This window comes from Actinoplanes sp. NPDC051388, assembly GCF_055586225.1.
In genome coordinates this window covers 96,408-120,635 of sequence record NZ_JBVJIP010000012.1, presented here as the reverse complement: position 1 = coordinate 120,635, position 24,228 = coordinate 96,408, and the positions used below count along the sequence as shown (strand labels likewise).

Annotated in this window: 25 protein-coding genes; 8 read left to right on the top strand and 17 right to left on the bottom strand. The window is 71.4% G+C overall.

The genetic code is table 11. The features are described 5' to 3' along the window. Window positions 1–18: 18 nt before the first annotated feature. Window positions 19–1,014, bottom strand: a complete 996-nt coding sequence (locus tag ACZ6TI_RS28345; RefSeq protein ID WP_465348203.1) for an ABC transporter substrate-binding protein — start codon at window positions 1,012–1,014, stop codon at window positions 19–21. Window positions 1,015–1,292: 278 nt separating this feature from the next. On the opposite strand from ACZ6TI_RS28345, the gene ACZ6TI_RS28340 reads away from it, so the two are divergent. Next, window positions 1,293–1,565: an SCO0607 family lipoprotein gene (locus tag ACZ6TI_RS28340; RefSeq protein ID WP_465348202.1), complete on the top strand. Its 273-nt coding sequence runs from the start codon at window positions 1,293–1,295 to the stop codon at window positions 1,563–1,565. On the opposite strand, the gene ACZ6TI_RS28335 is transcribed toward ACZ6TI_RS28340, so the two are convergent. From ACZ6TI_RS28335 to ACZ6TI_RS28325, 3 genes are all read right to left on the bottom strand, one after another. Beyond that, window positions 1,555–2,736, bottom strand: coding sequence for a glycosyltransferase (locus ACZ6TI_RS28335; protein ID WP_465348201.1), 1,182 nt, complete (start codon window positions 2,734–2,736; stop codon window positions 1,555–1,557). The genes ACZ6TI_RS28340 and ACZ6TI_RS28335 overlap by 11 nt on opposite strands. Next, window positions 2,733–3,452 carry a lysophospholipid acyltransferase family protein gene (locus tag ACZ6TI_RS28330; RefSeq protein WP_465348200.1) on the bottom strand — a complete coding sequence of 240 codons (720 nt, stop codon included), beginning with the start codon at window positions 3,450–3,452 and terminating at the stop codon, window positions 2,733–2,735. The genes ACZ6TI_RS28335 and ACZ6TI_RS28330 overlap by 4 nt, the downstream gene beginning before the upstream one ends. Before the next feature lie 251 nt (window positions 3,453–3,703). After that, a complete protein-coding gene (locus ACZ6TI_RS28325) occupies window positions 3,704–4,123 on the bottom strand; it encodes a nuclear transport factor 2 family protein (RefSeq protein ID WP_465348199.1) in 420 nt (139 codons plus the stop codon). Window positions 4,124–4,185: 62 nt separating this feature from the next. Between ACZ6TI_RS28325 and ACZ6TI_RS28320 the strand changes: the two genes are divergently transcribed. Then, window positions 4,186–4,623 carry a MarR family winged helix-turn-helix transcriptional regulator gene (locus ACZ6TI_RS28320; RefSeq protein WP_465348198.1) on the top strand — a complete coding sequence of 146 codons (438 nt, stop codon included), beginning with the start codon at window positions 4,186–4,188 and terminating at the stop codon, window positions 4,621–4,623. A gap of 71 nt (window positions 4,624–4,694) precedes the next feature. Here ACZ6TI_RS28320 and ACZ6TI_RS28315 read toward each other — a convergent pair whose 3' ends face one another. The 4 genes from ACZ6TI_RS28315 to ACZ6TI_RS28300 all read right to left on the bottom strand — a co-directional run bounded on the left by ACZ6TI_RS28315 (window position 4,695) and on the right by ACZ6TI_RS28300 (window position 9,224). Next, window positions 4,695–5,162, bottom strand: coding sequence for an SRPBCC family protein (locus ACZ6TI_RS28315; protein WP_465348197.1), 468 nt, complete (start codon window positions 5,160–5,162; stop codon window positions 4,695–4,697). Window positions 5,163–5,192: 30 nt separating this feature from the next. Further along, on the bottom strand, window positions 5,193–5,855 hold the full coding sequence (locus ACZ6TI_RS28310) for a DUF6518 family protein (RefSeq protein WP_465348196.1): 663 nt from the start codon (window positions 5,853–5,855) through the stop codon (window positions 5,193–5,195). An 89-nt stretch (window positions 5,856–5,944) separates the two neighbouring features. Then, on the bottom strand, window positions 5,945–7,648 hold the full coding sequence (locus tag ACZ6TI_RS28305) for an L-lactate permease (protein ID WP_465348195.1): 1,704 nt from the start codon (window positions 7,646–7,648) through the stop codon (window positions 5,945–5,947). Between the two features lie 175 nt (window positions 7,649–7,823). After that, entirely contained in the window at window positions 7,824–9,224 is a 1,401-nt protein-coding gene (locus ACZ6TI_RS28300; protein WP_465348194.1) for an alpha/beta hydrolase, read from the bottom strand. A 79-nt stretch (window positions 9,225–9,303) separates the two neighbouring features. Between ACZ6TI_RS28300 and ACZ6TI_RS28295 the strand changes: the two genes are divergently transcribed. Both ACZ6TI_RS28295 and ACZ6TI_RS28290 read left to right on the top strand, forming a co-directional pair. Further along, complete coding sequence (locus ACZ6TI_RS28295) at window positions 9,304–10,704, top strand: SMI1/KNR4 family protein (protein ID WP_465348193.1); 1,401 nt, start codon at window positions 9,304–9,306, stop codon at window positions 10,702–10,704. A 66-nt stretch (window positions 10,705–10,770) separates the two neighbouring features. Continuing rightward, window positions 10,771–11,952, top strand: coding sequence for an acyl-CoA dehydrogenase family protein (locus ACZ6TI_RS28290; RefSeq protein WP_465348192.1), 1,182 nt, complete (start codon window positions 10,771–10,773; stop codon window positions 11,950–11,952). Window positions 11,953–11,958: 6 nt separating this feature from the next. Here the strand turns inward: ACZ6TI_RS28290 and ACZ6TI_RS28285 are convergent, their stop codons facing one another. Next, a complete protein-coding gene (locus tag ACZ6TI_RS28285; RefSeq protein WP_465348191.1) occupies window positions 11,959–12,165 on the bottom strand; it encodes a hypothetical protein in 207 nt (68 codons plus the stop codon). A gap of 216 nt (window positions 12,166–12,381) precedes the next feature. Here ACZ6TI_RS28285 and ACZ6TI_RS28280 point away from each other — a divergent pair, with 216 nt between their 5' ends. Beyond that, window positions 12,382–13,515 carry an FAD-dependent oxidoreductase gene (locus ACZ6TI_RS28280; protein WP_465348190.1) on the top strand — a complete coding sequence of 378 codons (1,134 nt, stop codon included), beginning with the start codon at window positions 12,382–12,384 and terminating at the stop codon, window positions 13,513–13,515. A gap of 2 nt (window positions 13,516–13,517) precedes the next feature. On the opposite strand, the gene ACZ6TI_RS28275 is transcribed toward ACZ6TI_RS28280, so the two are convergent. Genes ACZ6TI_RS28275 through ACZ6TI_RS28255 form a run of 5 tightly spaced genes read right to left on the bottom strand, consistent with a single transcriptional unit; the run spans window position 13,518 to window position 18,816 of the window. Beyond that, window positions 13,518–14,615, bottom strand: coding sequence for a glycoside hydrolase family 53 protein (locus ACZ6TI_RS28275; protein WP_465348189.1), 1,098 nt, complete (start codon window positions 14,613–14,615; stop codon window positions 13,518–13,520). A 10-nt stretch (window positions 14,616–14,625) separates the two neighbouring features. Beyond that, window positions 14,626–15,663 carry a LacI family DNA-binding transcriptional regulator gene (locus tag ACZ6TI_RS28270; RefSeq protein WP_465348188.1) on the bottom strand — a complete coding sequence of 346 codons (1,038 nt, stop codon included), beginning with the start codon at window positions 15,661–15,663 and terminating at the stop codon, window positions 14,626–14,628. A 26-nt stretch (window positions 15,664–15,689) separates the two neighbouring features. Beyond that, window positions 15,690–16,535, bottom strand: coding sequence for a carbohydrate ABC transporter permease (locus tag ACZ6TI_RS28265; RefSeq protein ID WP_465348187.1), 846 nt, complete (start codon window positions 16,533–16,535; stop codon window positions 15,690–15,692). Further along, window positions 16,535–17,524 (bottom strand): carbohydrate ABC transporter permease, encoded by a 990-nt coding sequence (locus ACZ6TI_RS28260; RefSeq protein WP_465348186.1) that lies wholly within the window; start codon window positions 17,522–17,524, stop codon window positions 16,535–16,537. The genes ACZ6TI_RS28265 and ACZ6TI_RS28260 overlap by 1 nt, the downstream gene beginning before the upstream one ends. Beyond that, complete coding sequence (locus ACZ6TI_RS28255; RefSeq protein ID WP_465348185.1) at window positions 17,521–18,816, bottom strand: ABC transporter substrate-binding protein; 1,296 nt, start codon at window positions 18,814–18,816, stop codon at window positions 17,521–17,523. The genes ACZ6TI_RS28260 and ACZ6TI_RS28255 overlap by 4 nt, the downstream gene beginning before the upstream one ends. A 141-nt stretch (window positions 18,817–18,957) precedes the next feature. On the opposite strand from ACZ6TI_RS28255, the gene ACZ6TI_RS28250 reads away from it, so the two are divergent. Next, window positions 18,958–21,198, top strand: coding sequence for a beta-galactosidase (locus ACZ6TI_RS28250; RefSeq protein ID WP_465348184.1), 2,241 nt, complete (start codon window positions 18,958–18,960; stop codon window positions 21,196–21,198). On the opposite strand, the gene ACZ6TI_RS28245 is transcribed toward ACZ6TI_RS28250, so the two are convergent. Genes ACZ6TI_RS28245 through ACZ6TI_RS28235 form a run of 3 tightly spaced genes read right to left on the bottom strand, consistent with a single transcriptional unit; the run spans window position 21,168 to window position 22,272 of the window. Then, window positions 21,168–21,527 carry a nuclear transport factor 2 family protein gene (locus ACZ6TI_RS28245; RefSeq protein ID WP_465348183.1) on the bottom strand — a complete coding sequence of 120 codons (360 nt, stop codon included), beginning with the start codon at window positions 21,525–21,527 and terminating at the stop codon, window positions 21,168–21,170. The two genes, ACZ6TI_RS28250 and ACZ6TI_RS28245, sit on opposite strands and share 31 nt — an antisense overlap. Continuing rightward, window positions 21,524–21,946, bottom strand: coding sequence for an SRPBCC family protein (locus tag ACZ6TI_RS28240; RefSeq protein WP_465348182.1), 423 nt, complete (start codon window positions 21,944–21,946; stop codon window positions 21,524–21,526). Before ACZ6TI_RS28240 ends, ACZ6TI_RS28245 begins: the two co-directional genes overlap by 4 nt. Then, window positions 21,943–22,272 carry an ArsR/SmtB family transcription factor gene (locus tag ACZ6TI_RS28235; protein ID WP_465348181.1) on the bottom strand — a complete coding sequence of 110 codons (330 nt, stop codon included), beginning with the start codon at window positions 22,270–22,272 and terminating at the stop codon, window positions 21,943–21,945. Before ACZ6TI_RS28235 ends, ACZ6TI_RS28240 begins: the two co-directional genes overlap by 4 nt. 116 nt (window positions 22,273–22,388) lie before the next feature. On the opposite strand from ACZ6TI_RS28235, the gene ACZ6TI_RS28230 reads away from it, so the two are divergent. Together ACZ6TI_RS28230 and ACZ6TI_RS28225 are read left to right on the top strand one after the other, a co-directional pair. Further along, on the top strand, window positions 22,389–23,582 hold the full coding sequence (locus ACZ6TI_RS28230; RefSeq protein ID WP_465348180.1) for a sensor histidine kinase: 1,194 nt from the start codon (window positions 22,389–22,391) through the stop codon (window positions 23,580–23,582). Then, complete coding sequence (locus ACZ6TI_RS28225) at window positions 23,570–24,220, top strand: response regulator (protein WP_465348179.1); 651 nt, start codon at window positions 23,570–23,572, stop codon at window positions 24,218–24,220. The genes ACZ6TI_RS28230 and ACZ6TI_RS28225 overlap by 13 nt, the downstream gene beginning before the upstream one ends. Window positions 24,221–24,228: the final 8 nt, after the last annotated feature.

The window sequence follows — 24,228 nt, the reverse complement described above, 5'->3', positions numbered from 1 at the left end:
CCCCGGCCCGGGGTCCTGTCAGTACTTGCGGTTGGGCAGCTCGGTCTTGGCCTGCTCCTGGGTGAACGTGGTCTCCTCGGTGAGGATCCGCTCCGGGACGGTCTCGCCGGCCTTCACCTTCTTGACCAGATCCATCAGCTGTGGGCCGAGCAGCGGGCTGCACTCCACGATGAAGTTGATCTTCCCGTCGGCGAGAGCCGTCATGCCGTCCTTGACCGCGTCCACGGTGATGATCTTGATGTCGGTGCCGGGCTTCTTGCCGGCCGCCTCGATGGCCTCGATCGCGCCGAGCCCCATGTCGTCGTTGTGCGCGTACAGCACATCGATCTTGGGGTTGGCCTTGAGGAACGCCTCCATGACCTCTTTGCCCTTGGCCCGGGTGAACTCACCCGTCTGCGAAGCAATGATCTTGAAGTTGGGGTTGGCCTTGATCTTCTCTTCGAAGCCGGACTTGCGGTCGTTGGCCGGCGCCGAGCCGGTCGTGCCCTCGAGCTGCACGATGTTCACGTCGCCGGTCTTGCCCTCGTATTCCTTGACCAGCCACTCGCCGGCCTTCTGGCCCTCGAGCACGAAGTCCGAGCCGATGAACGTCTTGTAGAGCGTCTTGTCCTGCGAGTCCACCGCGCGGTCGGTCAGGATCACCGGGATGCTCGCGGTCTTGGCCTCCTGCAGCACGGCGTCCCAGCCCGTCTCCACCACCGGCGAGAAGGCGATGACGTCGACCTTCTGCGCGATGTAGCTGCGGATCGCCTGGATCTGGTTCGCCTGCTTCTGCTGAGCGTCGGCGAACTTCAGATCGATCCCGGCGGCGGCAGCCGACTCCTGGATGGATTTGGTGTTGGCGGTTCGCCAGCCGCTCTCGGCCCCCACCTGCGAGAAGCCAAGGGTGATCTTGCCGTCGTCGGCGGCGGTGCCGGAGCCGCCCGCCACTTCATTGCCGTTGCCGCAACCGGCGACCACTGTGGCGAGCAGCATCGCGCCCACCACGGCCGCCGAAACCCTCTTCAGCACCATTGCTTCCTCCTCGACCAAAACTCGGCCGGTCCCGGCCGAACACGACTGATCTGGACATCTCGACAGATCCCGATGGTGACCTGGCCCACACGAGTTTCAGTAGTGTTAACGCTCTCATGCCAGCCCGTCAAGGCTCGATCACCGCTAGCCCACCAATCTGTTATGCAAGGCGTTCCACTGCAGCGAGGCCTGGGCGAGCGGTGAATGTTATCGCTCACATTTTGAGTTGAGTACGGATGCGGATGCGGGGCTCGGTTCCGGACGGAAGGCTCACAGGCATGAGACCTGCGACTTCGCTCGCGCTGACCGGAATGTTGATGATGACGCTGCTCGCCGGGTGCACGGCGGACGCGATCTGCCGCTCCGGGGAATATCCGGTGAAGGCGGTCGGCAACACCACCGGCTCCGCCTGCGTCCCGGAGAACGAGGACCCGCCCGAGGGCTATGTCCGCTACCCCGCCGACAAGGAGCCGAAGCACGTCGGCGACGAGTGGGACGAATATTGGAGCACCAAGGTGGTCGACCGGGAGGGCCGGATCGTCAGCGGCTGACCCGCTTGCGGCCCACCTCGTAGGAGTCGATCAGCCGCCGCAGGAAATCGTCCGGCGTACATGCCTCGGCGGCGGCCAGCGCGGCCCGGCGGCTGCGGTCACGGCGATCGTTGTCGGTCAGCATGCGGATCAGCCCGGCGCTGAACGCCTCCGGCGACGGCTCGCAGGACAGCCGATGCGGCGCCGAGGCGCCCAGCGCGGGGTCCGCCAGCACCACCGGCAGACCGCACGCGTCCGCCTCGGCCATCACCAGGCTCTGGGTATCCGTGGTGGAGGCGAAGGCCAGCACGTCCGCGGCGCGGTAATGGTCGAGCACCCGCTCGCGGGGCATCGGAGGGAGCAGCGTGACGGCGCCGGTCAGGCCGAGCGCGGCGATCAGCGCGCGGACCGGCCGGGCGCCCTGCCGGACGCCGATCAGCACCAGACGTGCCGCCGGGACAGCCCGGCGGACCAGGGCGAAGGCGCGGATCAGCAACTCCGGGTTCTTCTCGCTGGTGACCCGCCCGACGGACAGCACCACCGGACCGTCGGCCTTTCCGTCGGCCTTTCCGTCGGCCTTTCCGTCGACTTTTCCGTCGGCAGGGCGCGGCGGGCCCTTCCCGGCCGGCAGGATTGCCGGGGTCGGCACGACGTGCACGGGTGGCAGCGCGCCGAACTCGGTCAGCGCGGCCGCTGTCTTCTCCGACGGCGCCAGCACCAGCGTCGCGTAGCGCATCATGCCGCGGCCCAGGGCGAGCAGCCGCTCGCGGCGCCGGCCGTGCCGCTCGGTCAGCTCCAGCGCCTCCCGCGCCGTCCAGCCGAGCCCGAGCCGCGCCGCGCAATAGGCCGCCCCGATCGGCACCTCGAAGAAATGATCTCCGTAGGCGACCAGGTCGGTGTGCCAGGTGATCACCAGCGGCACTCCGCGCTCCCGGGCGAACCGGAAACCGGCCATGCCGATCGGGCCGGTGGTGTGCGCGTGCACCACGTCCACGTCGCCCGGGTCGAGGCGCAGCCAGGGCGCCGCCAGCCGCAGGTGCCGGAATGGGATCGGCACCGTCGGCACCGGGCCCGGGTGCAGGTAGCGAACGTCGTGTCCGGCCTGCCGCAGCAGGTCGACGGCGAGCGTCGCCGAGGTGGAGACGCCGTCGATGCGACCGGGCTGGCTGTCGCTGAAGTGCGCGACCCTCACGACGTGACCAGGGCCGCGGCGATCCGGTCCCGGGCCGCGTCGCGCAACCCGGCCGCGTCCGCGTAGTCGTCCGGCGACAACCCTGGCAGCACCCGCACCCGGGCGTCCACGTGCTCGCGCAGCATCAGGCCGTGCTTGGGCAGCGCCCGCCCGGTGCCGGAGACGGCGATCGGGATGACCGGCACCCGATGCCGCACGGCCAGGTCGAACGCGCCGTCCTTGAACTCCTGCAGCCGGCCGTCGTCGGTGCGCCGGCCCTCCGGGAAGATCAGCACCGGGATGCCGGCGTCGAGCAGCTCACCGCAGCGCGCCAGCATCCGCCGCACCGACTCGCCGCTGCCCCGGACCAGCGGCACATAGCCGTTGAGCGTCATGTTCCAGCCGACCAGCGGGACCTTGAAGATCTCTTTCTTGGACACCCACTTGAACGGCCGGAACAGGTCGAACAGCACCAGGATGTCGATCAGCGAGGCGTGGTTCGCGACGATCACCGCGGCGCCCCGCCAGGGCAGCAGTTCCCGGCCGGTGGTGCGCAGCCGCCACAGCGGGTTGAGCCGCACATAGAACACCGCCCAGGCCGACGAGTAGAGGTGCAACAGCACCTTGCGCCGGTCGAACGGCGTGGTGACCGCCCAGATCAGCAGCGCGCCGGCGAAGAACACCGGGCAGGTCACCACGATGATCGTCCAAAAGAGACCGGACAGGACTCGAACCATGCGGCGAATTTAGCGTTGTCCCGCACGCGCGATCATCGGCCGGCCGCCGTCGGTCGCGCACCTTCCACGGATCCGGGCGTTGCGGATTCAGGGCCGCGGATCTAACCTGCCCGTCGTGCGGCATGACTTCGAGGACGATGGCGACGGCGGGTTCTTCGACCGGGCGCTGGAGCAGCACGACCGGCTGCTGGACACGTCGTCGCGGCCGGGTGCCGAGCGATCGCGCTGGTGGCGGCGGGTGCTTCGACGGCCTAGGCGACCAGCCGGCCGTTGATCGGGCGGGTGCCGTCGTGCCAGATCGGCTCCATCGCAAAGCTTGACAGCCGCCACTCCCCCGCCACCCGCACCGCGTGTGCGCGGTAGACCTCGCCGATCCGATAGGCCGGGGTCAGCTCGTCATCGGCGAAGACCGCCTCGATCACCGCTCGCACGTCTGCCTCGTCGGCGCCGACCGGGTCGACCAGCACGTTGCTGACGCGGTGCTGCAGGCGCGGGATCTGCTCGTGATTGCGGCGGGCCTGGGCGATCAGGGTGTCGCGGCCGCGGGCGTGGCCGCCCGGGGTGCGGCCCTCGGCGTCGGGCGTGAAGACCGCGGCCAGGCCGTCGAAGTCGCGCTCGTCCATCAGGGCATAGAGCCGGTAGAGGAGCTGGGTCACTTCTTGCGTGCTCATCGCGCACCCTTCAGATTGTTGGTTTTGCCAACGTTGGTAGAGCCAACATATATGATGGCGGGATGGATGGCACCCCCGCTCGGCGATTGGCACGTCTGACCAGTTGGCAGCTCGCGCAGGGGGCGGCTCGCGCGCGCCGGATGGTCGGCGCCCGGCTCGCCGAGCTGGAGAGCGGGCGGAGCGAGTTCGCGATGCTGGCGACGCTCGACGAGTTCGGCGGGGTGAGCCAGGCGGATCTCGGGCGGCGGATCGGGCTCGACCGCAGCGACGTGACCGCGCTGGTCACCGAGTCGGAGCGGCGCGGGCTGATCGAGCGGGAGCGGGATGCGGTGGATCGGCGGCGGATGACTTTGCTGCTGACGGCGGGCGGCCGGGAGCGGCTCGATCGGCTGCAGGAGGCGATCGACGACGCCCAGGCCGAGCTGCTCGCCGGCTTCACCCGGGAGGAGCGCGCTCAGCTGAACGCGCTGCTGGCCCGCCTGAGCGAGACCGCCGGCTGAGCGAAAGCGGAACCGCCGGCTGAGTGAAAGCGAGACCGCCGGCGGGCGAAAGCGCGACGGCGGTGGAGGGGTCAGGCGAAGCGGGCGGCCAGGGCCGTCAGCGTGGCGGTGATGCCGGTGGCGTTCTTGGCCGGGAAGCCGAGCATCTCGACCGACCTCGGGCTCTTCGCGGTGGAGTAGTCGAACGTCTCGGTGACCTGGGTTACGCCCGGCTCGGTCTCGGCGAACTCCCAGCGCCAGCGGTGGCCGAGCGGGTGCTGCCACTCGACCAGGCGGTCGGGCTCCAGGCCGGTGACCACCGAGGTGATCGCATAGGGCAGGCCGTACTGCTTCATGCGGACGGTGAACCGGTCGCCTTGCGTGAGCGCGTGCGGGCCCTTGACCGGGAGGTCCCGGACGGTGCCCGACCCGTCCAGCTCGGCATGCCGGTGCGGGTCCGCCACCAGGGCGAAGATCTCGGCGGCCGGCGCGTGCACCAGCACCCGGCGACTCACCTTTTGTGCACCCGAGTCGACAGTGGTCACCGCAGCATCAGCCATGCGATCACCCTAGTGCGCGCGGGCTGGCTGCTAGCCGCCGAAGCCGACCGCGGTCATCGCGCCGAAGCCGAGGATGCCCAGGCCCACCGCGGCGGCCAGGGACCGCGGCCGGCTGTCGCGGGCGAGCAGCAGGACCAGCAGCCCGCCGAGGGCGGCCTCGATCACCACCAGCTGGAGTGTCTCGGCGCGGAAGCCCGGGTCGCCGCTGATCGTGAACCAGCGCCGGACCAGCGTGCCCGCCTCGGCCAGGAAGATCGCGCCGGGCATGGCCACCGCGACCGTCCGCAGCCCGCGGTCGACGTGCCGGCTCAGCGCGCCGGACGCGCCGAACACGGCGCCGGCGAACACCCCGAAGAAGATCCAGACGATGGTCGGCGTGGACCACAGATTGTCGACGTCGTCGCGCATCCAGACCATCGCGGCGACGTAATAGGCCTCGGTCGCCACCACCAGCGCGATCGACCCGGCCGCCGCCGCACGACGCCAGTCGGCGCGCAGCCACCGGCCGAGCAGGAACGCCGCGACCGCCCAGACCGCGCTGGAGTTGCCCAAGCTCGCCGGCGGGCCGGGGATCAGCTTGATCCAGACGAGGTCGAGCACCCCGAGCAGCACGCCGCCGATCAGCGCGACGGGCAGCCAGGGACGGCGGCGCGCGGCGCGGTCGTCGAGCCGGGCGGCGGACGAATAGGTCATGGCAGAGAGGATGGCGCAGATGGATCTCCGCGACATCTGCCTTCGGTCTGATTTCGCCGGTTCGAAGGTATCGGCCGATCGGCCGAGGCCTAGGTCGGGACCATCCAGCTGAGCACCGGAGTGCCCTGCAGCGTGACCAGGATGCACATGACCAGCAACAACAGCAGACTCCAGCCGACCACCCGGCGGAAGATGTCGCCCTCCTTGCCGGCCATGCCGACCGCCGACGCGGCGATCGCGAGGTTTTGCGGGCTGATCATCTTGCCGAGCACGCCGCCGGAGGAGTTGGCCGCGGCGAGCAGCACCGGATCGAGCCCGGCCTTCGCGGCGGTCTGCACCTGCAGGGCGCCGAAGAGCGCGTTGGCCGAGGTGTCCGAACCGGTCACGGCGACACCGATCCAGCCGAGGATGGACGAGAGGAAGACGAACAGGCTGCCGGTGCCGGCCAGGAAGGCGCCCAGGGTGTTGGTCTGGCCGGACTGGTTCAGCACGTAGGCCAGCGCCAGCACCGCCATCACCGTGACGATCGCGTGCCGCAGGTCGACGTAGGTCTTCAGATAGGCCCGCAACGCCCGGCCCGGACCCACCTTGAGCACGATGGCGGTGATCAGGCCGGCCAGGATCATCAGGGTGCCCGCGGCCGGCAGCCAGCCCAGCGCGAACGTGGTCGAGGACAGCGGCTTGCCGTTCGCGCCGAGCACGTCCAGCCCCGGCCAGTGGAAGGTCACGGTCCACGGTGCCTTCGCGAGCGCCGCCTTGATGCCGCTGATGTTCGCGATGGAGAAGATCACGATGATGATGGCGTACGGGGCGTAGGCGCGCATGACCTCGGTGGCGGTGTCGCGCTTGACCGTCGTCCCGACCCCGACCCCGACCCCGCCACCGCCTTCGCCTTCCGGCGCCGATCGAGGCTCGGGCGCATCACGCAGATCGGGTGACTCGGACGGGCGCCAGACGCGCAGCAGCAGGATGACCGCGGCGGCCGCGGCGAGCGACGCCACGATGTCGGTGAGCGGCACCGAGATGTAGTTCGAGGCGACGAACTGCCCGACCGCGAACACGAGGCCGGCGACCAGGGCGGCCGGCCAGGTCTGTTTCACGCCGCGCTTGCCGTCGATCACCAGCACCAGCACCAGCGGGACCACCACGGCGAGCAGCGGCGTCTGCCGTCCGACCATCGCACCGAGGGTGTCGGCGTTCAGTCGTGGGTCGTCGGCGGCGCCGCCGGCGACCGTACCCAAGGTGATGATCGGGGTTGCCAGTGCGCCGAAGGCCACCGGCGCGGTGTTGGCGATGAGAGCGACCGCCGCCGCCTTCAACGGCTGGAAGCCCAGCGCCATCAGCATCACCACGGTGACCGCGACCGGCGTGCCGAAACCGGCCAGCGCCTCGAGCAGCGCGCCGAAGCAGAAGGCGACGATGACCGCCTGGATGCGCATGTCCGGGCTGACCCGTTCCATCGAGCGGCGCAGCACGTCGAAGTGTCCGCTCACGACGGTCAGGTTGTAGACCCAGATCGCGTTGATGACGATCCACAGGATCGGGAAGAAGCCGAACGCGGCGCCCTCGCTCGCCGAGAGCAGCGCCGTGCCGACCGGCATCGAGTAGACCGCGATGGCCACGATCAGCGCTACGACCAGTGAGATGACTCCGGCGAGCCAGGCCCGCATGCGCAGCCAGCCGAGCAACACGAACAGGGTGAGCAGCGGCAGTGCGGCGAAGATGGCGGAGACCGCCACGGAGTCGCCGATCGGGTCGGTCACGATCTGAAACTGGTCGGCCATCAGAACCATCCAGGCTAGTCGATCTCCTGGCTCGACCGTAATCGATTCGCCACATAAAGGGAACCGTGGGCTCATTCGGCGATATGCAGCCGGTCCGGCCAACGGAACAAGATCGACAGACACAAGCCGCAGACAAAAGTAGGACCGGCGTCCACGGGGGAAGACGCCGGTCCTTCGGCGGACGTTACACCCGTTGGCCGGAGCTTGTCACTACCGGGCAATGGGCTCCTGGGGTGGGAATTTCGAGATCTATCAAATATCGGTCGGTCAGCGCGATCGTGCACTGTGTGCGCAGATATGCGCCGTGGCCCCAGCCGTCGTAGGTCACCAGCCGGCCGTGCCGTCCGAGTTGAGCCGCCACGTGCGCCGCGCCCGCGTAGCCGGTGCGTGGATCATGACGCGCGTTGAGCAGCAGCAACGTCGCCGGGCCGGTGACGTGCAGGCGGTGCGGCGGGTTGCGGACCGGCTGCGGCCAGCCCAGACACGTCTGGACGGCGAGCAGGCCGGCACCGTGGCGCACGTCCGGCGCGACCGACCGGGCCTCGCGCACCAGCTGGGTGTAGTGGCGGTAGTCGCGCACCTGGGCCGGACCGTCCGCGCAGAACACCGCGGAGGCGATCGGCGGGACCCTCGGCGGCGGCGCCACGCCTCGCGTCAGGTCGTCGATGACCTGCGCGAAGCCCTTCCAGTCCGGCGAGCTCAGCCGGATCAGCGGGAGCAGGGTGATGTCGAAGGTGGTGCTCGGCAGATATTCGTCGTGGTCGGCGCGGTCCAGCACCCCGGCCCAGATCGCCCGGACGTCGGCGCCGTGCAGCACGCACTCCGCCGTGGACGCACACCAGGTCACGAACTCGTCGAAGGAGTCCTGCAACGTGGACGCCTGCAGCCGGACGAGCCGGCGCGCGTCGAGGCCGTGGTCGAAGACGCCGTCCAGCATGATCGCGCGGACCCGCCCGGGATAGAGCTCGGCGTACTGCTGCCCGAGCAGCGTGCCGTAGGAACTGCCCTGGAACGTCAGCTGTGACTCGCCGAGGGCACGGCGGACGGCGTCGAGGTCGCGGGCCGCGCTCAGCGTATCGGCGTGCTCGAAGACCGGGCTCACGCACGACGCCCAGAGCGCCCGGTTGTAACGGACCGTCGCGTCGAACTCGGCCTGGCTGGTCAGCAGCAGCGGCGGCTTGGGCAGTGCGGGGTCGGGTGTGCAGATCGGCGCGGCGCTGCGGGCCACCCCGCGCGGGTCGAAGCTGACGATGTCGAACCGGTCCATCAACTCGTCGCTGAACCGGTCCATCCGCCGGATCCGCTCCACACCGGAGTCGCCCGGCCCGCCCGGCCCGAAGATGAGCGTGCCGACTCGCTCGCCGGCCGCGCGGTGCCGCGCGATCACCAGCCCGAACGTCTCCCCGCCCGGGCGTTGCCAGTCGACCGGCAGGGTCAGCGTCGCGCATTGCACATCGGAGCGCAGCGGCAGATTGGGGATGTCGTCCGGGCAGGTGCCCCAGGCGACCGCGGCCCGCGCCGGCAGCGCCGTCCCGAGACTGCCCAGAATGCCGATCAAAACCATCACGAGGGTACGTCGAATCACCCGCCCAGCCTTCGCGGGCATCGACCCCGGCGCCATCCGGGACAGCCCTGAGCCGACCCGGATGTCTACGATGTCAGCCGTGCCGGGACATGTGTGGGTGATGGCGACGACGCCGACCGGAGTCGACTGGCAACGCCCGGCGGCGGTGCTGGCCGCCGCCGCGTCCGGCCGGGTCGCGGTGCTGGTCGTCGGCCAGTCGCCGCCGGCGCAGGCGCTGCTGATGGACCACCTGCAGTCCTATCTGGAGATCGGCGACGGCCCGACCCTGGCGGAGGCGGCCGGTGCCGCGCGGGTCGCGGCGTCCGCGCACGAGCTGACCCTGGTCGTCGGCGCGGCCGGTCTGCTGATCCCGGGCAGCGCGGGCTGGACCCTGGCCGACCTGGCGACCACTCTCAAGGCCCCGATGGTGCTGGCCACCGGCGACGGCCCGGAGGCGGCCGACCACACCACGCTGGCCCTGGCGGCGCTCGACGCCCGCAAGCTCTCCACCGCCGTGGTCGTCGTCGGTGAGTCCGAAGTGGACGGCCTGCCGGTGACCCCGGCCGGGCGCATCCCGCCCGACGAGGTGCCGGACGACTTCCCCGCCGCGGCGCGCACCTGGCTGGACCCCGTCCTGCACGCGTCCGCCGATGAGCCCGCGGTGGCCGCCGCGCCGGCGCCGGCGCCGGCGGCAGCAGGCAAGACCACCCGCGGCCGGCGGGTCGTGCTGCTGCTGGCCGGCGCCTTCGTGTCGATGTCGCTGGTGGCCTGCGGCCTGGCCTTCTGCGACCGCACGCCGGCCGTCGAGCAGCAGCTCATCGCGAGGGACCCGTACACACCGCCGCCGGTCGTGACCACGCCGCCGCGCCCCACGCCGGAGGTAAGCCAGGTGTGCCCGGAGTTCCGGGGCAACACCGAGCCGACCGCGCCGGACGCCGCCACCACCAATCGGGTCAACGCCGCCTGGAAACGCATCGAGGACTGGCTCGCGGCGAACTCGCCGAAGGACCGGAAGTCGCTGCGGGCGCCGGCCGGTGTCGAAGCGATCGGTGAACTGCAGATGCGGATGTCGGTGGCGTTCCCGCCGGACCTGGTCGCGTCGCTGCGGCGGCACGACGGCGTCGACGGCATGGGCTTCGAGTTCCCGTTCTTCTTCAACCCGATTCCGGTCGAGGACATCCCCGCCCACTGGCTGTCCACCTGCCGCGCGCTGGCCGGCATCGACCAGCCCGACCCGAGCGTCTGGTGGGATCCGGACTACGTGCCGTTCGCGACCTCCGGCGACGGCGGCTCGCTCTTCGTCGATCAGCGGCCGCGCTGGGGCAACGGCCGGGTCGGCGAGTTCTACCACGAGGACGGCGTGACCTTCGAGGGCTGGCCGCCGACCGTGGCCGACCTGCTGGAGAGGACGGCGGACTCGCTGGAGACCGGACGCCCGTTCCAGAACCGCTACGAACCCGTCATCGGCGCCGACGGCACCCTCGAATGGAAGATCCTCTGATCTGGCGGAGCCGCGCGACCGGGTGATCGTCTTTCGCTTTGTGCGCGCCGGGGAGATGATCGGCCGATGCCGTCACCGTCGACACATGCCGAAGCCGTCGCCATCTCGCACCGGGTCGCCGCCGCCTGGGAGCCCGGGGTGATCGACCGCGATCGGGCCGGCGCGGCGACCGTCCCGGCGGAGGCGATCGCCACGCTCGACGCCTCCGGGCTGCTCGGCATCACCGTGCCGACCGAATACGGCGGCAGCGGGCTCGGCGCGGCCACGCTGGCCGAGGTGATGCGGGTGCTGGCCGCCGTGGACCCGGCCCTGGCGCAGATCCCGCAGGGGCACTTCCTGCTGGTGGACGTGCTCGCGGTGCACGGCTCGGACACCGCGCGCAAGCGCCTCTTCGGCGAGGTGCTGGCGGGCCGCCGGATCGCCACCGCGTTCGCCGAGCGGGGCGGCAAGCACGCGCAGGACTTCAAGACCCGGCTCACCGAGTCCGGGCTGGCCGGGCGCAAGTACTACACCACCGGGGCGTTGACCGCGGAGTGGATCGCGGTGAGCGCGCCGGACATCGACGGGCGGTTGCGGCTGGCGTTCGTACGCCGGGCGAGCGACGGCCTCACCCTGCACACCGACTGGGACGTGATGGGTCAGCGGGCCACGATCAGCGGCTCGGCCGAGTTCGACAACGTGCCCGTCGAGCCCGACCTGGTGCTCGACTGGGCCGGCGCCTATGCGGTGCCGCAGCAGCTGGGCGCCCGGGCCCAGCTCGCGCACGCGGCGATCGAGGTCGGCATCGCCGGCGGCGCCCTCCGCGACACCCGGAGCTATCTGCGGGAGCGGGCGCGCCCGTCGACCGAGGCGGTCCGGGCCGGCGCCACCGGCGTGGCCGGCGACCCGCACATCCTGCACCGCTACGGCCGGCTCGCCGCCCGGGTGCGGGCCGCCGAGGCGTTGCTCGCGGACGCCGCCGGCGCCCTGGACGAGATCGGCCTGGTGCCGGCCGACGAGCAGGCGGCGGCGCGCGGATCGCTGGCGGTGGCCGCGGCGAAGGCGTTCGGCAGCGAGGTGGCGGTCGACGCGGGCAGCGAGCTGTTCGCGCTGTGCGGGACGAGCGCCGCCGACGAGCGCTGGGACCTGCACCGGCACTGGCGCAACGCGCGCACGCACAGCGTCCACGACCCGGTCGACTGGAAGTACCACCACCTCGGCGCGTACGAGATCGGCGACGTCCTGCCCCCGAACCACGGACAGCTCTAGGGTCCGTCAGGACGTGACGGTCAGCGTGAGCACCTCGTGGCCGGCGTCCCACAGCAGGGTGATCAGCGCGCGGACCGAGGCCTGATCCACGTCGTCGACGACCAGCACGGTGCGGTTCCCGGCCGCCGCGGACACGTGGTCGAAGCGCGCCCGGATCGCGTCCGTCAGGGAGCGGGCGACCGGCCCGCGAACGGTGAGCTCGCAAGTGGCCATGGTGCGAGGGAACCGCCCACCGGGGTGCCCGCGCACCACCCCGGGTGCACCTCGCCCCGGGGTGGTGTGCGGGCACCCGGCGAACCCCGATCGTCTGACGCAACGAAGCGACAGGCGAGGGGTGAGGCAGATGAAGGCAGGGATGAGCCGCAGGTCGACGCTCGAGGCGGCCGGTCCGGGCGTGGGCGAGCTGCACGACGTGCTGAGGGGGATCGCATGACTCCCGAGCGCACCGCGGTGCTGATCGTCGGCGCCGGGCCGACCGGCCTCACCGCCGCCGTGCGGCTGGCCCAGCTCGGCATCCCGCACATCGTGCTGGACGCCCAGGACGGGCCGACCGAGACGTCGAATGCCGCCCTGGTGCACGCCTCCACCATCGAGGTGCTGGCCGAGCTGGGGGTCGGCGACGAGTTGGTGGCGGCCGGCCGGCGGATGGATCGCATCGTCCTGGTGGACCGCGGGAAGCCGCTGGTCCGGGTCGAGTTCGGCGGCCTCGCGACCCGCTATCCGTTCGCTCTGGGCGTGCCGCAGAGCACGACCGAGGCGCTGCTGCTGAAGCGGCTCGCGGACCTGGGCGGCGAGGTGCGGCGCGGGCATCGGGTGGACGGCGACCTGACCACCACCGGGATCGACGCGCGCTATGTGATCGGCGCCGACGGCTCGCACAGCGTGGTCCGGGAACGCGCCGGGATCGCCTTCGCCGGCGCCACCTATCCGTCGTCGTTCGTGCTGGCCGACATCGCGCTGCGGACCGCGACCGAGGAGGCCACCATCAACCTCTCCGCCGACGGCGTCACCGTGCTGGCCCGGCTGCCGAGCGGCAACCACCGGGTGGTGGCGACCGTGGACCCGGCGGTCGAGGTGCCGCCGGCGCCGGACCGGGCGTTCGTCGACGCGCTGCTCGGCCGGCGCGGCGTGCCGGCCGAGACCACCGCGGAACCGGTGTGGTCGTCGCGCTTCCGGATCCACCACCGGGTGGCCGACCACTTCCGGGCCGGCGACGTGTTCCTGGCCGGCGACGCCGCGCACGTGCACAGCCCGGCGGCCGGCCAGGGCATGAACACCGGCATCGCGGACGGCTTCGACCTGGCCGGCCGGCTGGCCGCGGTGCTCGACGGCCGGGCCACCGAGTCCACCCTGGACGGCTACGAGACGGCCCGGCGGGCGGCGGCCCTGGAGGTGGTCCGGTTCACCGACCGGATGACCCGGATGGCGATGCTGCGCAACCCGGTGGCCCGGACCGCCCGCCGGTTGGTGGCCGGGACGGTCGGGCGTTCACCGCTGGTGCAGCGCCGGATCGCGATGTGGGTCACCGGCCTGGAACGAAGCCCGCTGCGGGCCGGGCGCTGACGTCAGGCGGTCCAGCGCAGATAGGGGTTCACGTGGCCGGTCCAGTCGAAGGTGGCCATGTTGTCCCAGCCGTCGCCGCTGCCGTTGATGTCGGCCGGGTCCCAGCCGTTGCCGGGCACCGCGTACCAGGTCGGCTCCCAATAGAAGACACCGATCGCGCCCGCGTTGCGGGCGGTGTTCTGCACCCAGGTGAACTGCTGTGCCTGTCCCTGCCAGGTGGCCGGGATGTTGTCGCAGAGCACGGTGCCCGGGATGCTGTTCGGCGTGCCGTCGGCGTCGGCCGCGGTGAACTGGTAGGCCGTCTCGGCGATCACCACCGGCTTGCCGTAACGGGTGCGGACGTCGGTGATCACGTTGTGGAGGTTGGCCAGCGTGCCGTGCCACATGCAGTAGTAGGACAACCCGGAGAGGTCCCACCGCACGCCCTGCGATCGGATGCCGTCGAAGAACCAGCGGGCGTTGGCCATGCTGTCCGCGTCGGCCACGTGGATCATCACCTGGGTGCCGGAGTTGCAGGCCTTGGTCGCGTTGTAGCCCTCCTTCAACAGGCTCGCCAGCGGCGCGAAGTTGTTGTCGGTGACCCGGCCCTCCGGCCACAGCATGCCGACGTTGATCTCGTTGCCGATCTGCACGCTGTCCGGGGTGGTGCCCTGCGCCTTCAGGCTGCTGCAGATGTCGTACGTGTAGTCGTAGACGTCCCGCCGCAGCTGGGTGACGGTGTGCGAGTTCCAGGCCCGGGGCTTGAACTGCTTGCCCGGATCGGCCCAGGTGTCCGAGTAGTGGAAGTCGATCAGCAGCTTGAGACCCTTGGCCTTCAGCGTCCGTGCCTGCTGCAGCACCTTCGCCTTGTTGTTGTAGCCGCTGATCGGGTTGTTCCAGATCCGCAGCCGGGCATAGTTCATCCCGGCCGACTTGAGGATGTCGACCGGGTCCTTCCGAACCCCGGCGGCGTCGTAGTACGGCGCGCCCAGGTCGAGCGCCCGCTGCAGGGTGGAGACGTCGGCGCCGCGCATGGAGAGGGAGTTCGCGGCGGATGCGGGCAGAGCGTGCCCGGCGATCACGAGCAGGACGGTGGAGAGCAGGAGCAGGCACCTTTTCACGGATGGCCTCCTAGGAGAGCGGGGATGACTCTCGAACGACGAGGCTGGTGGGGACCGTGATGGACAGCGGGGTGCGGCCGTCGATCACATCGGTGAGCAACCGGACCATCTCGTCACTGATCCGGTCGAGGGGATGCCGCACGGTGGACAGCGGCGGATGCGTGGTGGCGGCAAGCCCCGAGTCGTCGAAGCCCACGATCCGCACATCAGAGGGGACGTCACGCCCCGCGTCGCGCAGCACGGGCAGGGCCGCGGAGGCCATCCCGTCCGACGCGGCGAACACGGCGTCCAGGTCGGGCGCCCGCGACAGCAGCGTGCGCATGCCCTCCGCGCCGCTGGCCCGGCTCCAGTCGCCGTGCACGATCAGGTCCTCGTCCACCGCGCGGCCATGCGCGGCGAACGCGTCCCGGTAGCCGTTCAGCCGGTCGACGCCGCCGGAGGTGTCCAGCGGTCCGGTGATCGTGGCGATCCGCCGGCAGCCGGCCGCCAGCAGGTGCTCGACGGCGAGCCGGCCGCCGCCGCGGTCGTCGGCGGCGACCGAGCTGATCGCCTCCTCGTAACCCAGCACCCGGCCGCAGGCGACGATCGGCAGGTTGGCCTTGACCAGCTGCTTGAGCAGCGGGTCGCCGGAGTGCGGCGAGACCAGCAGCACGCCGTCGACGTGCCCGCCGCTCAGATAGGAGAGCGCCTGGCGGCGTTCGTCGCGGGACGCCGCGATCATCAGGATCAGGGTCAGGTGGCGGGCCGAGACGGCCTGGGCCACGCCGCGCAGCAGCACCGCGAAGTTCGGGTCCTCGAAGAGCAGGTGCTGGGGCTCGGTGAGCAGGAACGCGAGCGAGCCGGAGCGCCCGGTGACCAGCGAGCGGGCGTGCTGATTGGCGGTGTAACCCGTCCGCGCGATCGCGTCCTGCACCGCGGTCACGGTTTTCGGGCTCACCCACTCGCGCCCGTTGAGGACGCGCGAGACGGTGGCGTGGGAGACCCCGGCCTCGCGGGCTACGTCGCGGATCGTGGGCCGCTTGCGCCCCTTTCCGGACGAGGTCAGCACGCCCTCGATCATAGGTTGACCAGCGATCATGCTTTGACCGCCCCCGCGATCAGGTCGACCCGCCAGTAACGCTGGAGGCCCAGGAAGAGCGCCACCAGCGGCACGATCGAGAGCAGCGCGCCGGTCACCACGGCGGTGTACATGGCCGGCTGGGTGGCGCCCTGGTTGAGCAGCCCGCTGAGCCCGACGGTGACCGGGAAGAGCTTGTCGTCGCCCAGCATGATGTAGGGCAGCATGTAGTTGTTCCAGATCGCCACGAACTGGAACAGGAAGACGGTCACGATGCCGGAGCGCATCATCGGCAGCGCCACCTCGGCGAAGGCCCGCCAGTCGCCGGCGCCGTCGATCCGGGCCGCCTCGAGCACCTCGCCGGGCACTGCCGCGGCGGCGAAGATCCGGCAGAGATAGATGCTGTAGGGGCTGATCAGGCTGGGCAGCAGCACCGACCAGTAGGAGTTGGTCATGCCGACCTTGGCCAGCAACAGATACTGCGGCACCGCCAGGATCACGCCGGGGACCAGCACGCCGGCCAGCACCACGTTGAAGACCACCGACTTGCCGGGGAAGGCATATTTGGCCAGCGCGAACCCGGCCATCGCGGAGACCAGCGTGGAGAGCGCGCCACCCACCCCCGCATAGAGCACCGTGTTGGCCATCCACCGCCAGAACAACCCCTCCCGGTACGCCGAGAGATCGCCGATGTTGTCGAACAGGTGCGTGCTGGGCAGCAGCGTGAAGGTGGAGAACAACTCGCTCGCGTTCTTGCTGGACGCGATCAGCACCCACACCACCGGCAGCAGGCAGTACGCCGCACCGACCAGCAGCAGCCCGGTGGCCACCCCGCCGCCCCGGCGGGCACGAGCCGCGGTCATCAGTCCTCCTGCCCGAAAGCGCGCGACCCGACCAGCTTGAGGAAGCAGTAGGACAGCGCGAACGTGGTCACCGCGATCACCACCGAGGTGGCCGCCGCCGAGTGGATGTCGTTGCGGGTGAACGCGTCCCGGATCACCTTCATCAGCGGGGTCCAGGTGGCCGAGATGGTGTTGGACAGCGGCCGCAGCGTCATCGGCTCGGCGAACACCTGCAGTGTCGCGATCAGCGAGAAGAGGAACGTCATGACCAGCGACGGCACCACGATCGGGATCTTGATGCGCAGGGCGATCTGCACGTCGGAGGCGCCGTCGATGCGGGCCGCCTCGGACAGGTCGGACGGGATCGCGCGCAGCGACGTGTAGATGACGATCATGTTGAAGCCGATGCCGCCCCAGATCGCGATGTTGGCGACCGAGTAGAGGATCCACGACGACCCGAGCAGGTTGGGCAGGCTCAGGCCGGCCGCTTCCAGCCCGTCCGCGAAGGGGCTGACCCGGGGCAGGTAGAGGAAGCCCCAGAGCAGGGAGGCGATCACGGCCGGGACGGCGTACGGAAGGAAGATCGCGGTTTTGGCGAAGCCCCCGATGCGGGAGCGGCCGGAGTCCAGCACGAGGGCCAGCAGCAGGGCGACGCCGAGCATGATCGGCACCACGATCAGGCCGTAGGCGCCGATCCGGCCGACGCTGGGCAGGAAGTCGGGGTCGGTCAGCGAGCGCGCGTAGTTGCTCAGCCCGGCCCACACCTCGGTGCGCGAGCCGGCGCCCAGGCCGAGACCGGACACCTTGACCCGGCGCAGGCTCAGGTAGGCGGTGTAGACGATCGGCGCGCCGAGGAACGCGACGAACAGGATCAGCGCGGGAGTCAGGAACAGGTAGGGCGCACCCGAGCGCTTCGTGCCGCGGGACCGGCCCGCCGCCGCCCTGACGGCGGCGGGCTCGGCGACTGCGGGTTCCTGGACTGCGGAACCGGACGAGTCCAGTGCGGTCATCCCGCGACCTTGAAACCGGCGGCCTTCAGATCGTCGACCGTGGCGGTCTGCATGGTGGCCAGCGCGCTGCTGAAGCCGGCGCTCTGCTTGGCCTCCGCGGCCTTGCCGAAGGCGTCGTTGTAGGCGCTGTACGCGACGTTCACGTTGGGCCCGTAGGTGAATGGGTTGGTCACCTTCGCGGCCTCCGCGGCCAGCGTGTAGAAGTCGGCCTGGTCCGCGAAGAAGCCGGGCGGCGCGGTGAGGGCGTCCTTCGAGTCGTTGGCGGCGGGGTAGACGTTGGCGGTGCCGGCCAGCAGCTTGATCGCCGCCGGGTCGCTGTTCAGCCAGGTGATGAAGTGCGCCGCCTGGTCCTTGTGCTTGCTCTGGGTGGTGACGCTGGTGGCCGATCCGCCCCAGTTGCCGGAGGCCGGCGCGGCGGCGTCCCACTGCGGCATCGCGGCCGCCTTCCACTTGCCCTTGGTCTTGGGGGCGGCGCCGTCCAGCACGCCCGGCGCCCACACCGCGCTGAGCCAGCCGACCTGGGTGCCGTCGTTGAGCGCGGCGTTCCAGTCCGGGGTGTACATCGGGCTGTTCGCGATCACGCCCTCCTGCACCAGCCCACCCCAGTAGGCGGCGACCTTCTGGGTGGCCGGATCGTTGATCTGCACCGTCCAGGAGTCGCCCTGCACGCCCCACCAGGAGGCGCCGGCCTGCTGCGCGAGCCCGGAGAACCAGCCCGGGTCGTTGGCCGAGAAGGTGCCGAGGAACTGCTTCTGGTTCGCCGCGTTGATCTTGCGAGCCGCGTCCGCGTACTCGTCCCAGGTCTTCGGCGGGGTCAGTTTCAGCTTGTCGAAGACGTCGGAGCGGTAGTAGAAGAGCATCGGGCCGGAGTCCTGCGGCACGCCGTAGACCGACTCGGAGCCGAGCGTGACCGCGTTCCAGGCGGAGTCGGGGAACTTCGACTCGAGGTCGCCGGTCTGGTCCGCGATGTCGGCGATCGCGTTCGCCGACACGAGCGTGGGGATCTTCTGGTATTCGGCCTGCATCACGTCCGGCGCACCGCTGCCCGCCTTGATCGCGGTGAGCAGCTTGGTGACCGCGGGGTCGCCGCCGTCCTGCTTGTTCACGGTCACGTGGATGTCCGGGTGGCCGGCGTTCCAGCCCTCCACCACCTTGTCCATGTTGGGCGCCCAGCTCCAGTAGGTCAGCTCGACCTTCTCACCGGGCTTCGCGGCGCCACCTTCGTCATCGCTGCCGCACCCGGCGGCCAGCAGCAGCAGTCCGGCGAGGGCGCCGGCGAATGCCTTCTTCATGTCAGCCCCTGAGGCGAAAGATTTCCGGGAAGTTACCTGTGAACGGTTACAGTGATCCTCGTTCACACGGCTGTCAAGGGGTTGATTTATCGAGGCGGACCGCCTGTGATCGTGTACAGGTTTTGGTACAAGGGAGCCACATTGTCGAACGAACGCCCGCTGCTCACCGCGCGGCACCGGCCCTGGGCCACGCCGCTCACCCGCCCGCGGATGGGCAACGTGCAAGACGCCCGGCCCGGCCTCTCGCTGACCAACCGCTACCTGGCGCGCGACGGGGTCCCGGTGATCCCGGTGTCCGGCGAGATGCACTACAGCCGGGTGCCGCGGGCACGATGGGCCGAGCGGCTGCGGCAGATGCGAGCCGGCGGGGTGACCACGGTGCAGACGTACGTGTTCTGGCTGCACCACGTCGAGCGGCAGGGCGTGGTGCGCTTCGACGGCCACCTCGACGTGGGCGCGTTCGCCGACCTGTGCGCGGACACCGGCCTCGATCTGATCCTGCGGATCGGCCCGTGGTGTCACGGCGAGACCCGCAACGGCGGCTTCCCCGACTGGGTGCAGCGCCTGCCGATCCGGCACCGCACCGACGATCCGGCCTATCTGGCCCTGGTCCGGGACTGGTTCGCTCAGCTGGCCGCCGCGCTCGACGGCCGCCGTTTCCTCGGCATCCAGCTGGAGAACGAGCTCTACGACCAGCCCGGTCACCTGGTCACGCTCAAGCGCCTGGCGCGCGAGGCGGGCCTGACCGCGCCACTCTGGCTGGCCACCGCGTGGGGCAGCGCCGAACTACCGGCCGACGAGGTGCTCCCGCTCTTCGGCGGCTACGGCGACGGTTTCTGGGTGGATGCGGACGCGCCGTGGGACCCGACCTTCCGCGACCACTTCTTCTTCTCGCACACCTGGGACGACCCCGGCATCGGTGCGGACCTGCGCACGTCAAAACCTCTTCCGGGTACGCCGAGAGCACCGGCCGGCGCGTTCCCACCGGCCACCTGCGAACTGGGCGGCGGCATGGCGACCGCCTATCACCGCCGCCCCCGCCCGGCGCCCCTCGACATCGCCACCACCGCGCATTGCAAGATCGGCAACGGCTCCGCCTGGCAGGGCTACTACATGTACGCCGGCGGCACCAACCCGCCCGGCCGGCACGGCATGCAGGAGTCGCACGCCACCGGCTACCCGAACGATCTGCCGAGGCTGGGCTACGACTTCCACGCCGCGATCAGCGAGGCCGGCACGCTCGGCCCGACACACGCCGAGTTGCGGCGCCAGCACGCGTTCCTGAGCGCGTTCGGCGCCGAGCTGGCCGAGATGCCGTCGAGCCTGCCGGACGTGATGCCGAGCGGCGTGGACGACGCTTCGACGTTGCGCTGGGCGCTGCGATCGGACGGTTCCAGCGGCTTTCTCTTCATCGCGTGGCATCAGCCGCATGTGCCGCTGCGGGCGTACCCGGGGGCGCGGTTCGACGTTCTTGATCTGATTTTGCCGTCGCGGCCGGTGGACATCCCGCCGGGGACGCTGGCCCGATGGCCGCTGCGGCTGACGGTCGGTGGCGTGCGGCTGGAGTGGGCGACGGCGTCGGCGCTGACCGTGCTGCCGGGCGCGACGCCGACCCTGGTGCTGACCGCCGAGCCCGGCATCGACGTCGAGATCGCGCTGGCCGGTGGGGAGGTCCGGCATCTCACGCCGGGCCTGACGCCGGTGTCGCTGGACGGTCTCGACCTGCTCGTGCTCGACCCGGAGACGGCCCGGCTGGCGTGGGTGTGCGAGGACGGCGGCCGGCGGTTGCTGCTGTCCGCCGCCGACCTGTCCTGGGGCCCGGACGGCCGGGTCAGCGCGACCTCGCCGTCGGTGCGGGCCTACAACCCGGCCGTCCGCGGCTTCACCGAGCTGGCGCTGGAGCCCGTCTCGGCGCCCGGCGGCGTCGCCTCCCCCGGCGACATCGTGACCCAGGTGCGGCCCCCGGGCACGGTGCCGGTGGCCTACGGCAAACACGACGGCCGGCAGTCCGCGCCGAGCCCAGAGGTCTTCGACGAGCTGGCCGCGGTCTATCGCCTGGCACTGCCGCCGCCGGATGACACCGCGGACCCGCTGCTCGAGATCGAGTGGGCCGGCGACGTGGCCGAGCTGCGCGTCGACGGGCGCCCGGCGACCGACCGCTTCTGGGACGGCTCGCCGTGGACGGTCAACCTGCGCGACGCCGGCCACCACCCGGGCGCCGAGGTGACCCTGCACCTGCTGCCGCTGGCCACCGGCTCCCGGGTGAGCCTGCCGGCCGACGCCCGCGAGCGCCTGCTGACGACCGACGGCCAGCTGCTCTCACTGGACGCGATCCGCCTGACGAGCCGCGGTCAGTGGGCCGAGCCGAGGGGCACCACATAGGAGTCGACGGCCGAGATCAGCTCGCCGCGAAAGGTGAACAGGTCGTTGTAGGCGAACCGGAACGGGCCGGCCTCCCGGTGCAGCCCGGCGCCGGTGCCGGTCACCACGACCACGTCGGCGGCCTCGATGGTCCGCTCGACGCTGAGCTCGGGGCTACCCTCGAAGGCCGGGTTCTCGATCTCGTCGTCGAACTCGGCCTTGCCCGTCGTGGTGCGAACGCCGTGGATGCGCCAGACGACGTCGTCGGTCAGGCACCCGAGGATCACCTCGTGGTCGCTGCGCCGGAATCCCTCCAGGTATCGGTGCACGGTGTCGGCTCGGTGCGTCATCGCGGCTCCTTCGCTAGTTCGGTGGTCAGCACATGCAGCTGGTCGAGGATGCCGTTCAGCCCGGTGCGGGCCTGCTCGGTCCGCAACTCGGGCGGCAGACGGCGTTGATGGACGGTGACCGTCGTGCCGCCCGCGTCCGGCTCGAGGCGGATCTCGGTGCGGATCCCGGTCCTGGGCTCGGCGAGCACCAGCAGGCGCGGCTCCTCGACGACCTCGTATCGGAACGAGAGCCGGCGGCCGCCCACGGTCTCGATCTCGAACCGCCCGCCGACGCGGAGGTCGACGGTGACCGAGCCGGTCACCACGGTCGCGTGGTGCCCGCCCCAGAACGCGGCCAGGTGCTCGGGCGTCGTGAAGGCCTGCCACACCAGCGCGAGGCCGGCGTCCAGGCGCCGGGTCGCGATCAGCTCGTCGCTCATCGCCCCCGCACCGCCGCCAGGTGGGCGTCCAGCGCGTCGAGGCGCGACTCCCACTCGCGCTGCTGCTCGCCGATCCAGCCGGACAGGTCGCGCATGCGGGCGACGTTCAGCCGGCACGGCCGGCGCTGACCCTCCACCCGCTGCTCGATCAGCCCGGCGCGGCGCAGGATGCCGACGTGCCGCGAGACCGCCTGCTGGGTGAGGTCGAAGGGCTCGGCCAGCTCGCTCACCGAGGCGTCACCGCGGGCCAGCCGGGCCAGGATCGCGCGGCGGGTCCGATCGCCCAGCGCGGCGAACGCCGCATCGAGGGTCGCTGCTTCAGACATGATCGCCACTCTATATACAACGCATCGCTTGTACAAGCCTTCGTGCGTGTATAGCAGGCTGTACCTTTCGGCTCGGGCCCTAGGGATCCGAGGCGGGAGGGGATATGACGGTAGACGTGCAGAGACGTGTGCGGGCCGCCGTCGACGCCCTCGAGCATCTGGTCGGGGGCGTCAGCACGGCGATCCTCGCGCTGGCCGCGCTGCTCTGGGCGGTGGTCACCGTGCTGCCCGCGCCGGGCGCCGCGCTCGGGGTGGTGCGCGCGGTGGCCGACCGCGAGCGGTCGCGGCTGTCCCGCTGGGGCCCGGAGTTCACCCCGTCCGGGCCGTTGCCGCGCGGCCGGCGTGCCGTCCTGCGCGACCGGGCGGCGCAGCGCGAGTCGGCCTGGGTCGCACTGCACGCCACCGCCGGCTTCGTGCTCGGCCTGATCGGCATGGCCCTCCCGCTCTATGCGGTGCAGAGCCTGACCTTTCCCCTCTGGTACCGCGCGGTCGAGCCCGAGGCCGGCGGCCCGGGCCTGGTGTTCTGGCGGATCGACGGGCTCGGCGACGCACTCGTGGTCGCCCTGACCGGGGTGTTCTGGCTGCTTGTCACCGCGGCCGCCGGCCCGGTGCTGGCCCGGCTGCAGGCGTGGCCCGGCCGCCGGCTGCTCGCCGCGCCGGCCGACGCCGATCTGTCGCTGCGGGTCGCCCACCTGACCGCCACCCGGGCGGCGGCGCTGGACGCGCACGCGGTCGAGCTGCGCCGGATCGAGCGGTCGCTGCACGACGGCGCGCAGAACCGGCTGGTCGCGGTGACCGTGCTGCTCGGGCTGGCGCGCCGGGCACTGACCCGGGACCCGGTCGCGGCGGTGGCCGCCCTGGACCGCGCGCAGGATGCCGCCGAGCAGGCGCTGGCCGAGCTGCGCGGCGTGGTCCGCGGGATCCTGCCGCCGGTGCTCGCCGACCGGGGCCTGGAGGGCGCGCTCAACGGCCTGGCCGCGAGTTGCGGGGTGCCGTGCACGGTCACCGTGGACGCGCCGGGCCGGCAACCGGCGACGATCGAGGCGACGGCGTATTACGTGGTGGCCGAGGCGCTGACCAACGTCACCAAGCACAGTGGAGCGGAGCACGCCGCGGTGACCGTGCGGCGCGACGGTGACCGGCTGCTGCTGCGGATCGAGGACGACGGGCACGGTGGTGCGAGCGAGGCGGCCGGCTCGGGGCTGGCCGGCATCCGGCGGCGGGTCGACGCGTACGACGGAGAACTGACCCTGACCAGCCCACCCGGTGGGCCGACGACGATGAGCGTGGAGCTGCCGTGCGGATCGTGATCGCCGAGGACGACCCCCTGCTGCGCGAGGGCCTGGCGCTGCTGTTGCGCGCCGAGTCGCTGGACGTGGTGGCCACCACCGACGGCCCCGAGGCGTTCCTGGCGGCGGTGGACGAGCACCGGCCGGACGTCGCGATCGTGGACGTGCGGATGCCACCGACGCACACCGACGAGGGCATCGTGGCGGCCGTCGAGGCGCGGCGCCGGCACCCCGGGCTGGCCGTGCTGGTGCTGTCCGCCTATGTCGAGCAGGCCTTCGCCACCGAGCTGCTGGCCGCCGGCGCGACCGGGCTGGGCTACCTGCTGAAGGAACGGGTCGGCCGGGTGGACACGTTCCTGGACGCGCTGTTCCGGGTGGCCGGCGGCGGCACGGCGATCGACCCGGACGTGGTCGGCCAGTTGCTGGCCCGCCGCCGGCCGGACAGCACGCTCACCCGGCTCAGCCCGCGCGAGCAGGAGGTGCTCGCGCTGATGGCCGAGGGGCTGGGCAACACCGCGATCGCCGAGCGGCTGTTCGTCACCGAGGGCGCGGTGCACAAGCACATCCGCAGCATCTTCGCGAAGCTCGACCTGCCGCCGGACGACCGCGCCGACCGCCGGGTCACCGCGGTCCTGCGGCACCTGGAGAACACGCGCTGACCCGCCCG